Here is an 828-nt window from a genome sequence, read left to right as displayed (position 1 = left end):
CGCCAATATCGAAAAGCAGGTCGCCGGACTTTACCGCATCGACATTCTCGGGGTTGAGATCCATTCCGACGACCATAACGTCCTTGCCGGGCGCTTTCCCATGGTTCTTGAGCGCAGCCATCACGCCGGTCGCGGTGCCGCCATTCGCGGCCCAGACGCCGGTGATGTCCGGGTTGCCCTGGAAGAGGGATTCACATGCGGTCTGGGACGTATCACGGACGAAATTGCCATCGACTTCGCCGGCGACGCGCACATCGGGCGCTTCCTTGAGAGCGTCTTCCAGCCCCTTGCGGCGATCAATGGCGACCGAGGTGCCGGCGGTGCCGTTCACCACGCCGATCACTTTCTTGCCATCAGGCCCCGGCTTGATGGCGGCGAACAGCGCCTTGGCCATTTGGTATCCGGCGTCCTCATCGCTCGGCCCGATAAAGGCAATGTAATTCGGGAAACGCTCGGTTTGAGGCGAAAAATCCGGATAACTGTCGGTGAGGATGACCGGTATCTCGGCTTCCTTGGCCAAGGTAAGGCCGCGAGCGGCAGTGGCCCAATAGGGCGTGAAAACAATGCCGTCGACCTTCTGGGCCACCAGGTCCTCAAGCGACTTGACCATCTGGTCAGGCTTGTTGTCGGCATTGAGGACAACGAGCTTCACACCAAGCTCATCCGCTCCCTTCTTCATGAAAGCGACATAGCTATTCCAGAATTGCGCATCCAGGGTCGGCACGACAACGCCGACCGTGGGTTCATCGGCAGCTAGGGCCGCCGTTGACAAGAAGGCCGCGGCAGCGGCGCCGACAAGGGCCGATTTCAGCTTCGACAAGAAAGACA

1 protein-coding gene is annotated in these 828 nt (G+C 60.1%); it reads right to left on the bottom strand.

The window, feature by feature from the left end:
* Positions 1-724: ABC transporter substrate-binding protein (locus EOA22_RS35655; RefSeq protein WP_206521538.1), on the bottom strand; the 724-nt coding region annotated here is incomplete at its 3' end.
* Between the last annotated feature and the right edge of the window lie 104 nt (positions 725-828).

It is taken from the genome of Mesorhizobium sp. M7A.F.Ca.US.014.04.1.1 (genome assembly GCF_003998745.1).
Classification (GTDB): domain Bacteria; phylum Pseudomonadota; class Alphaproteobacteria; order Rhizobiales; family Rhizobiaceae; genus Mesorhizobium; species Mesorhizobium ciceri.
Note: the sequence above shows the minus strand (reverse complement) of the source record. Positions and strands in the feature narration are given on the sequence as shown.